Genomic DNA, 10,376 nt, shown 5'->3' with positions numbered 1-10,376 from the left:
GGTTATTATATCTATTTTGTATAAAAAAATAGGATATATATTCTATATTGAACATGCTATCCTATTATCATTTTAGTATAGTTAAATAAAAATGATGGACATTTTCAAGAATTAGTCGAGTTGGATATTAAAAACAAGCTGAATGAACAATCAGTACAATAATTAAGAAAAGAGAAAGAATCTGTGTCGAAATGGTTAAAGGAATTAAAATCCTTGCACGCTGACCTTTTAGCCCAATTTATTCGAAGCGAAAATGAAGACGAAGAATATAAAGCTGAATTAAAGTTACGTTACGATGAAAAAGAATTTACTAAGAGATGGGCGACAAGAAAAACAGAAACTAGCTGTTGGAAGAAAAATGTGGGAAGGTATAAAGAAAATTTAGAATTGAGGTTGAATGAGACAAAAGAATTAAACAGTAAATTTAAGCAACCACAGCCCATGAAGAAGTCTGATGCTAGTCTTGAACGTGTAAAACTAAAAAAGGCTGTTGCAGAAATTGCAGATATAATGCGTCATAAACAATCTTTTGATGAATTTGAAAAAAATCGCCAAAAAGTTCTTTCAATCATTGAACGTGCGGTTGATAAATCAATAAGAGAGATGTTCGAAAACCAAGACCTTAAAGAAAAGAGGAATGCAGCAAAAGGCCATAATCAATTACTGAACCGTTATTTATCCATAACAGTTTTTTTGTGATTCATTTCATAATACTACTATAAGCATAGAAAAAAGCTTGAGGATGTAATATTAACCTCAAGCTTAATATTGAATGTTACTGTTTCGCTAATGCATCCGTTTAGTTCAAGAAGAAAGAGCGGCGTAACAGCTCCGATTAATACCTATAGCATTAAGAAGCACATTAATTCAAGTCCTTATTTTTTCAAATGATAAGGTACAGTTGTTACTACCACGTTTCTCCGATACAGTAAGAAGGCTCGAATAAGTAAACTTGATTGATTGTGAAGAATATTATGCCACCCTTTTTTAGGAATAAATTGTGGAATTATAACCGTTACCTGATAATTCCCTTCCCTTGCTTTATTTTCTACAGTATCAACAAATTTCGTAAGAGGGCTGATGATACTTCTGTAATGAGAGTGCAGTGTCACCAGTCTTATATCAGGTTGCCATTTCTTCCACTTTTCTTCAAACTTCTTCTCATCTTCTCTTTCAAATGAAACATGTACAGCAATAATTTGTTCAGGAGAAAGAGATTTAGCATAAGTTAAGGTGTTTTCTACAACATGAGTCATGCCAGCAACAGGCACTATCATAACATTACCCTCAATGGTTACAGGTATTTCACAGGTTGTAAGCCTAAGTTGGTCTCCAACTGCTTCATAATGCTTTCTAATTCGATGAAAAAGCAAAACTATGATAGGTAGAAATATTAATATTGACCAAACCTGTGAGAATTTTGTTAAAAAGAGTATTAATGTGACGGTAAAACTAATTACGGCACCCATTGTATTTATAATAAATTTAGGTATCCAACCTTTAGACTTTTCTCTAAACCATTTAACCATCATCCCCGATTGAGACAAAGTAAATGGGAGAAATACTCCGACTGCATAAAGTGGAATAAGATGCTCTGTTTCTGCATGAAAAGCAAGAATCAAGATGATAGAAGCAATTCCAAGTATGATAATCCCGTTTGAATATCCTAATCGGTCGCCTCTAGCCAAAAACATCCTTGGAATAAACTTATCTTTTGCAAGATTAACTGCAAGTAAAGGAAAAGCAGAATAACCAGTATTTGCTGCAAGGATTAATATTAAAGCTGTAGTTCCTTGAATAAAGAAGTACATGAAATTCCGTCCGAAAATTTCTTCAGCAATTTGCGAAACTACGGTTACTTCTCCACTTGGAGTGATGCCATAATAATAGGCTAAATATACGATTCCTGAAAACAGGATAGCAAGCAAGATACCCATCATCATTAACGTTTTAGCAGCATTTTTAGGTGCTGGATTTTTGAAGTTAGGTATGGCATTAGAAATAGCTTCGACTCCTGTTAAGGCAGAACTTCCTGAAGCAAACGCCCTTAAAAGAATAAACAAACTGACACCTGCAACAGGTGTACCTATTGGAGTGTGTAATTCAGGAGAAACTCCACCTGTTATAACTTTGTACATACCCACTCCAATTAATATGAACAAAGCTAAAACGAATAAGTACACAGGATAAGCTAATATTGAAGCCGACTCCGTTACCCCTCTTAAATTTAAAAGTGTAATGAAAATCACAAATACAATGGCAATCTCCACATTAAAATCATGTAAGGTGGGAAAAGCAGAAGTTATAGCATCAGTGCCAGCTGACACACTTACAGCAACAGTTAATATGTAATCTACCAATAGAGAGCCTCCAGCAATTAAGCCCGGATTTACTCCTAAGTTACTCTTTGAAACAACATATGCTCCCCCTCCATGAGGGTAAGCATAGATGATTTGACAATAAGACAATATGAGCGCTGTTAATAGAATTAATACACCAACTGCAATAGGAATTGAATACCAAAAGGCCGCTGCTCCTACCGTAACCAATACAATCAATATTTGTTCAGGACCATAAGCTACTGATGATAGAGCATCAGAAGAAAGTATGGCCAATGCTTTCGTTTTGTTAAGTTTTTGTTCACCTAATTCAGTGGATTTTAAAGGTCGTCCAATTAATAACCTTTTTATAGATGAAATCATTTATTACTCACCGCCTAAACATTTTAACTTGATAATATATTACCCATAAAAAAAGAATTTTCTCAAAAGAGCATTATTATTTATGGAAAATAAAAAAGTGTCTACAAGTCATAGTTAAAAGACCTGTAGACACTTTATTTTTCTTGCGTCACAAGTTCCACCTTCCTTCTCATATAACGCTTACGAGGTTAGCTGTCGGATTCGGACCTTTGAGTAGCCCTACCTTAAAAGGATTCACCCCTTGAGTTAAGTAACAACCCACAAAAATGGTTCCCCCGTACCTAATGGTTTCAGCGATTTAGAAATTTAAAACTGTGATAATAGTACTCCTGTGTTCAGTAAATGTAAATAAATTTTATGTAAAAAGATTAAAACCATGGAAAACGGAAATGTTATTAACATAAATATTATTATGCTTTAGAACAATATTTTTGAGGACTTACGCTAAAGGAGGATTTTAATGTTCAAAGAATATAGTCCATTTTTATCTGATGAATTTTTAGATAATTTAGCTAAAGAAATTAACAAGCAATATGGGAGTCCCACAAAAGAACAAATTGTGGAATCCATAAACAATGAACGCTCAATAAACCGGAGCTGAACGCAAGAAGGTAAGAAACGCTCCAGTTGTTGGCATATATGTAGTTGAAGTGGTATTGTTACACAAACCATTCAACTACACATATAAAAAAATCCACAAAAATAATGTACAACAAATATCCATGTACATATATTTTGAACAGAAATGGCTTAGTAGCTATATTTTAACTGGATTTCTCAAATCATTTTAGAACATACTTATTCAAGCAAAAATATACATCTTTAAAATGTTATTTATACTACAAGTATTATGAAGCAATATATCTTGTATTATCAAAAGAAGGGGAACAACGCAGCCACTACAAACTCTAAGTTGCAACGTATTCGTGCTTTTCTTAATTATATGATTTGAATGTGAAGTCATTAAGAATAATCCCGCTAAGAAAATACAGAAGGTACGAGAAATAGAAATAACATACAATCGGGTGGCATATTTTTACGCAGTTTTGCTATACATTCGGATTATGAACCATGATTCTGATTCAAGTTCTACATTTTTTAATCATTAACTATACACCTCCTAAACTCAACCTCATATTACTTTCACAATGATATATCCCTCTTTTCGGGCAAATCTCCCCCGTTAATTGAAGAAGAAGCTATTTCATAAATAAGTTATGTCGTACCAACTTTCCCAAAATTTCATTATGACATAATTACCGACACTAAGTATGAAGTCTCAATAGAGGTGGCAAGAACCAACAATAAGTTATTTTACATATTTTTTAATTATTCTTATATTATTACCTTCTATAAAATGCCATGATTTTCTACAAATTATTATACTTTTCTATAAATTACCACAATGTATTTTTTGATTATCCCCATATTTTACTACAAATTTATTTTTCAGATGTTTATAGTGTATTTGTAGCTTTTCTCATTGATTTAACAATTGCTGGAGTATCTTACTATGCAATAAAACATTTATACTCACTTTTAGTAAAGTATTTAAAATGGAATTTAGCCATTTTACAAAGGTATTAATTAAGCAAAAAGGAGATGACATTAAAATGAAAAAACATGTTTTATTTCTATTAATGCCGCTCACTATTGTATTTATGTCTGCTTGTTCACACGATACACAATCTAATGAAGTAAAGGATGCACGATATAATAAATTAAGCAATATGCAATCTATCAATGATATTGCTATTGAAATTCCAGAAAATATATTCAACTCTCAAAAAAAGAATGAAAATATTAATGAAGATGAAATGAAACAAAGTATAAAAAATTATTTGGATTATAGTTGGGAGTTATCTGAAAACATCATTCCACTTTCTTCAACAATTTCTGATGAGAATGTTACTGAATCCGATCGAGAAAAATTACAAAAACTAATGGATCTAGCGAAAAAAAAATGATGCGAATTTCCATGATTTTATTAGTAATAATAATATACCTGATGATTATCAAAAACCTTCAAAGGAAATCTATGAATATATTTCATCATTTACGGCACTTTTATTAGAAATGCAACAGGAAATAGACAAACTCTCGCAAAATGGTAACTTGTTAAAGACAGATTTTTCTTTTACAAAGCACTTTACTAAAGTTAATGGTAGAAAGCAAAAAGAAATCGAAAAGTTTTTAAACGAAAAAAATATTAAAACTACAATTTTCAATCAACAATAATATATACCCTTCAAAATAGTCACTTAAAAAAAGGCTACTTTGAAGGGTATTTTTGGTGGAAGGACTATAAAAGGTTCTGGTGCAAGAAATCTATAAAACTTGGACATTATGAAGCGATACATCTTGCATTATCAAAAGAAGGGGAACAACGCAACCACTACAAACTCTAAGTTGCAACGTATTCGTGCTTTTCTTAATTATATGATTGAATGTGAAGTCATTAAGAATAATCCTGCTAAGAAAATACAGAAGGCACGAGAAATGGAAATAACTTATAATCATACGGAAAAGTTTCCTAGTTTTGATATACTATTAAGTGCAAAGGAGGTTTTTTTGAAGTTGGAAGAATTACCTTATTATTAAACTAACGAAGCAGATTAGTTTTGTAAGAAAGTCATTATCTATATTGGATTGGAGGAATTAAAACGTATATGGAACAAAAGATACTTGAATTACTTAACGAAATATATCCAGTGAATTTTATTAAAGTTGAATCAGTAACAAATGAAATGTATCGGTGTATTGCAGAACAAGGTACCTTCTTCGCTAGAATAACGAACTATAAAACATATGATGAACAGTTAGAAGAGGTTAACTATACAAACTTTTTATATAATGAAGGATTTGGTGTCCCGCCTGCCATATCTTCTTTAAACGGTAAATTAGTAGAAAAGATAACACTTGATAAGGATGTTTTAACTGTTTTATATACTGCAGCTTCTGGTGTACACCTACCAAGAAGTCAATGGAATGCCAATGTATTAAAAGAATTAGGTCGGCAAATTGGTAGATTACATCGTTTATCAAAGAAATTTGAAAATATAATGCCAACTAAATATATCAACGATTGGCATGATAATGAGGAATATAATTTTCATAAATATATACCTAAAGAAGAGAGCACTATTAGAGAAATTGCACATGAGGTTTTATCTACAATTAAAGATTTGCCAAAATGTCATTCAACATATGGTTTACTACACGGGGATTTATGGTTAGAAAACATATTGGTAGATAATGATTCGAACTTGACAATGGTTGATTTTCAAGATTGTGAAAAACATTATTATATATTTGATTTAGCTGTTCCAATATATAGTGCGTTGGAGTATTCGTTTGTAGGGAATGGCAACATAGTTGACTATGGGCGTTCTATTACGAAAGCAATAATCGACGGATATCAAGAGGAAAATGATATATCTCCAGAGATATTAGGGAAACTTTCTCTATTTATTAAATTAAAGGAAATATTCGAATATAGCTTAATGCATATGTACTGGAATAAAGAGAGGTTAACTGAAGATCAAATACGAATAATGAACCACTTTAGAATAAGGATTGAACGCAATTACTCTATTCTTAATATTTAAACAACTTTTGTTATTAAACTAAAACACGTCAATCATATTCAGGGGCATAACGTAAAATTTCCTATGGCACTTGCTATACTTGTACAATAAACTAGCCTCAAGGTTTAAGCGACAACGATCTATAGCTGTGATTGTACCAGCACATAATATTTATCTAACAAGGCTTGATAGTTGATCTTTTTCATTAACATAACCACCTTTTCATGATAACAACAGTTAGATACGGTCTGAATACTAAACTACCTGATCTTAATTTTTGACTTCTGAAACGCTTGATATGACTAGGTTTATTTAGTTCTAATTGTCGTTATTTAACCCTTTTTATTGTTGTATTTAATGTGTGATTTCCTACAAAGATCACCGCAATAAACAGCCCTGTTAGATACTGAGTTAAAGCCTTGTGACCGCTAAATAAGATTGGACACTTTACTGTTTGATAAGGCTGAACACTTTTTCCAGTTCGGAGCATCCGCTTTACATGGAGAAGCGTGCATGATAGGCTAGGTATCCTTGCGAATTCCTTTATATGATGCGGCTCTGCAAGAACATCTTGTACGCAGAGGCTCCATGTCAAGCGACCACAGTTGTGCACAAATTTCCAGAAATGTGTTCACTCTTCTTTAGCAAAAAGTGTTTATTTCTGTTAGGTGGTCACACTCCTTATTCATTCTGATCAAGGTTGGCACTATCAAATGAAACAATACCGTCATTCTCTCAATAAACGTGGCATTACACAAAGTATGTCACGTAAAAGGAACTGTTACGATAACGCAGTGATTGAAAACTTCTTTGGCATCATGAAATCAGGATTTCTTTATCTAAAAGAATTTGAAAGTGTTGGACAATTTAAGCAAGAACTAGCAAAGTATATTGAATACTATAATCAGAAAAGAATTAAGACAAAACTTTTTGGGCATGAGCCCTCGTACAATACCGAGCTCATGTCCAGAAAGTTTCCTAATGAAATAACCTGTCTAACTTTTTTGGGTCACTTCATCATTCGTATGGCTTTTTCTTTGCAACTATTTCATTTCCGAACTCACTTCAATCAAAATATAACAAAGTACTTTTAGTGATGATCTCCATCTGCATATCTTGTAAATTCCGGAGTTTGTTGTTTTTCTACTGGTATTTGCACGCCAAATGTTAAAGTTAATACCGTTACCATCCCCATTAAAATAGTCATTGTTTTTTTCATTTCAATGCCTCCTTATCAACTGCTTTTTTTCTCGCTTGTGTACTTAAATAAAAATACTTACTAGCATTAGAATGGTTGTCCTCTTGATAAAACTTAATCGCTAACTCTTCCATAGAGTCTTGCATATACGTATATAACTCTTCTCTTTCAAAATACTTAGCTCCTGCTAATACTACTTTTTCAAGTTTTTCAGCAGGAAGATCTTCATTCAGCGCATCTAAAATCATAAAACGATGCTGATATTCCTCATGTTTCAACTCATTACAAATTTGCAATCCTTTTTCAATTAATTCTCTTACTATTTCATGTTCCTTAAGTTTAAAATGCTCTTTCGCTTTAACAAAGATAGCTTTATAATGTTTAGGCTTCTTCTCAACCACTTCAGAAAGATAACGAATTGCTAATGTGGAAAGATTTTGACTTGCATATAACAAACCAAAATTGTGTCGAACCATTAAAATATAATATTCTTCATCCATCTTTTGAAATTGATTCATCGCAGTTGCAAAATGTTCTTCTGCTAGTTCCCACTCCTTTAAATGGGTACAAGCTAAACCTAATAAATTTTCACAAAAAGCAATGTTTATTTCACATCCATTAAATTTACGATAAATCTCTTTTGCTTTACTAACATACTTAATCGCTAAAAGACCTTGATATATATCATAATAAAATGAACCTAATTTGTAATAGAATTCAGCCATTTCCAATTCGTCAGGAATACCCTTTAAAAATTCTTCTGCCTTATCAAAATGTTCGCTTGCCTCATTATATCTGCCCGTTGCACCCTTATGAATTGCTTTAAAAAAATGATAATAATAAGATAGAAACTCATCTTTTGGTATTTTGAAAGACTCAATCTTATCAAAGCTTTCTTGAGATAAACTTACATTATCAATTAAGTAACTATATCGAAAATCGAGAAGAGAATAATATAGTAGTAAATTCTTCCCCTCTAATGACTCCCGTTCTTCCTCTTTTAATTCTTGGATCATGCTATCAATCTGTTCTTTCATACAATGTGCTTTAGTAATGTTTCTTGAACGAATTTCAACATACCAATTATTCAATAACTTTGTAACTTTTTCGCTACCCATAGTTACCGACATATAAATCCTCCTCATCCATATTATGTATACAAACTTAATTTTACCAGAATTTTCTGTCTTTATGGACTTTATCCTTAGTTTCGTTGTTTCTAAACAAATAACAGAAAAATCAGAATTATTTATTTTACAAAACGATAAATATACGTTTTGTAATCAAGATAGTATGCGAAATTCATACAATATAAAAATAAGAAAAGCACATAAAGCGAAACCTAAGGGCGTTTTCTTGTGCTTTTTTCAACGGAACCGTCATATCATGTTGCTGCTGTTCTTGTTGTTTGCTATCATTATCACTAGAAGCGACAGTAATAAGGTTGCTCCAGTCTTCTTCATCAAACGGATCTAAATTTTCATTTAATATATTAGCTTTAACTGATTTTAATCCATAGCCTCTCATATCAAGACTAATTACACAGAACTGTTCAAATATGTAAGGACATGCTTGAAGCATTTCCTTACATATTTGACGAAATTTCTCTTCATCGAAATCCAAACCAAGCGTCAACTGTATCGCTCTTCTCTGACTTAAATATAATTTCTTCTCAAAATTCGCACTACATCCTCCTGAAATGACAGAAATGTAATGCATTACTTTAAATTTTATATTTCCCACCTGCCTAGCCTCAAAATTGTTTTGAGACAGCAGGAAAAACAAAGCCTTACTTAGTAATTTTCACACAACAAAAAACACTCAAATAACCGAGTGCTTAACTTTAAATATATAGCTATTAATCCAACATTAGAGTTAAGAATCTCATGCTTGTATTTACGGAGAGTATTTACCGCTTACAAATCCCCTATTTTTGTATACTATTATTTCTCGTACATCCAGTGAATATTTTCTAATGTTTTCTTCAATTATACTCAAAACATTCTCTCGTGAGCATGTCTACAGGAATACTCACTATTAGCCTCTGCTTTTATAGCATTCTCATTTAAAATTCCTTTAATATTTACTGTTATATCTTTACTAAATTTATTAAGAATTTCATCAACTTCTTCTTTTGTATATGAATCTTTTTTTCCAATTTCTTGACTATATTCATCTACTGTTTCTTCACTAATTTTACTAACGCTTTTTAGTACATTAGGGTCTAATTTAGCATCCACTTTTTTTACATTGGCTGATATTTCATGTAACACATAAGAAACTTGATTGTTGACTCGTTGATTGTCGCTATCTTGTTTAAGTGCAATGAAAATAGCTACAAGAGCTAAAGCTATTGATACTGCACTAGATATTATAGAAAAATTGGCTTCAATGTGTACATAATCAAAAACATTAGCTATTAGAAAAATAATTATCACAATTAAAATCCCTGCTAACCAGGTCCAATCCCTATCTCCCCATTTTTTATTGCCCATAAATCATCACCTCTCCAAAATACTATGCAACAATCCAGAATATTTACCTATGTTTTTTCATTTACCTATCAAAGAAAATAAAAAACGCTATCTAATCAGATAACGTTTTTAATCTGTCCTCTATTTGTTCTTTTGTTATTCCGATGTATCGTAATGTAATCGAAGGATGACTGTGATTTAATATCTTTTACAACTCGGTTACATCTTTACATTGTTTATAGTACCAATATCCAAACAATTTCCTTAAACTATGACTACAGGCCCGCAAAGTCTGCTGCTTTATTTAACTGGCAATATGCTTGCATTGGTGAGATTGCTTTTTTTCCCTTGTATGATTGAAATAACCACTCACCATCTAATGATACAACCATAACCACTTATCAAATATATTGAA

At 31.8% G+C, this 10,376-nt stretch carries 9 protein-coding genes, 3 pseudogenes and 1 riboswitch; of the genes and pseudogenes, 6 read left to right on the top strand and 6 right to left on the bottom strand.

Annotated features, from left to right (window positions below; genetic code table 11):
• The first annotated feature begins 183 nt into the window (after positions 1-183).
• Positions 184-699 (top strand): hypothetical protein, encoded by a 516-nt coding sequence (locus WAZ07_RS04245; protein ID WP_336471459.1) that lies wholly within the window; start codon positions 184-186, stop codon positions 697-699.
• Positions 700-875: 176 nt separating this feature from the next.
• Here the strand turns inward: WAZ07_RS04245 and WAZ07_RS04240 are convergent, their stop codons facing one another.
• The gene (locus tag WAZ07_RS04240) at positions 876-2,702 is read right to left on the bottom strand and encodes an APC family permease (RefSeq protein WP_336471458.1); all 1,827 of its coding nucleotides are present in this window, start codon (positions 2,700-2,702) and stop codon (positions 876-878) included.
• A gap of 161 nt (positions 2,703-2,863) precedes the next feature.
• Positions 2,864-3,008, bottom strand: a riboswitch (cyclic di-AMP (ydaO/yuaA leader).
• Between the two features lie 154 nt (positions 3,009-3,162).
• On the opposite strand from WAZ07_RS04240, the gene WAZ07_RS04235 reads away from it, so the two are divergent.
• The 5 genes and pseudogenes from WAZ07_RS04235 to WAZ07_RS04215 all read left to right on the top strand — a co-directional run.
• Entirely contained in the window at positions 3,163-3,303 is a 141-nt protein-coding gene (locus tag WAZ07_RS04235) for a bacitracin ABC transporter ATP-binding protein (protein ID WP_336471457.1), read from the top strand.
• A 1,012-nt stretch (positions 3,304-4,315) separates the two neighbouring features.
• A pseudogene (locus WAZ07_RS04230) lies at positions 4,316-4,940 on the top strand (NDxxF motif lipoprotein).
• 108 nt (positions 4,941-5,048) lie between these two features.
• Entirely contained in the window at positions 5,049-5,303 is a 255-nt protein-coding gene (locus WAZ07_RS04225) for a phage integrase SAM-like domain-containing protein (protein ID WP_336471456.1), read from the top strand.
• A 68-nt stretch (positions 5,304-5,371) separates the two neighbouring features.
• Positions 5,372-6,310, top strand: a complete 939-nt coding sequence (locus WAZ07_RS04220; RefSeq protein WP_336471455.1) for a phosphotransferase enzyme family protein — start codon at positions 5,372-5,374, stop codon at positions 6,308-6,310.
• 656 nt (positions 6,311-6,966) lie between these two features.
• Positions 6,967-7,271 (top strand): annotated as a pseudogene (locus tag WAZ07_RS04215) (IS3 family transposase); the annotation flags it as partial.
• Positions 7,272-7,379: 108 nt separating this feature from the next.
• On the opposite strand, the gene WAZ07_RS04210 reads toward WAZ07_RS04215, so the two are convergent.
• The 5 genes and pseudogenes from WAZ07_RS04210 to WAZ07_RS04190 all read right to left on the bottom strand — a co-directional run.
• Positions 7,380-7,508 carry a Phr family secreted Rap phosphatase inhibitor gene (locus WAZ07_RS04210; RefSeq protein WP_336471454.1) on the bottom strand — a complete coding sequence of 43 codons (129 nt, stop codon included), beginning with the start codon at positions 7,506-7,508 and terminating at the stop codon, positions 7,380-7,382.
• The gene (locus tag WAZ07_RS04205; RefSeq protein WP_336471453.1) at positions 7,505-8,617 is read right to left on the bottom strand and encodes a Rap family tetratricopeptide repeat protein; all 1,113 of its coding nucleotides are present in this window, start codon (positions 8,615-8,617) and stop codon (positions 7,505-7,507) included. Before WAZ07_RS04205 ends, WAZ07_RS04210 begins: the two co-directional genes overlap by 4 nt.
• A gap of 172 nt (positions 8,618-8,789) precedes the next feature.
• Positions 8,790-9,272 carry a DUF5986 family protein gene (locus WAZ07_RS04200; RefSeq protein WP_336471452.1) on the bottom strand — a complete coding sequence of 161 codons (483 nt, stop codon included), beginning with the start codon at positions 9,270-9,272 and terminating at the stop codon, positions 8,790-8,792.
• Positions 9,273-9,481: 209 nt separating this feature from the next.
• Complete coding sequence (locus WAZ07_RS04195) at positions 9,482-9,982, bottom strand: hypothetical protein (RefSeq protein ID WP_336471451.1); 501 nt, start codon at positions 9,980-9,982, stop codon at positions 9,482-9,484.
• Between the two features lie 91 nt (positions 9,983-10,073).
• Positions 10,074-10,341 (bottom strand): annotated as a pseudogene (locus WAZ07_RS04190) (tyrosine-type recombinase/integrase); the annotation flags it as partial.
• Positions 10,342-10,376: the final 35 nt, after the last annotated feature.

This window comes from Bacillus bruguierae (assembly GCF_037104725.1).
Taxonomy (GTDB): Bacteria; Bacillota; Bacilli; order Bacillales; family Bacillaceae_G; genus Bacillus_A; species Bacillus_A bruguierae.
Note: the sequence above shows the minus strand (reverse complement) of the source record. Positions and strands in the feature narration are given on the sequence as shown.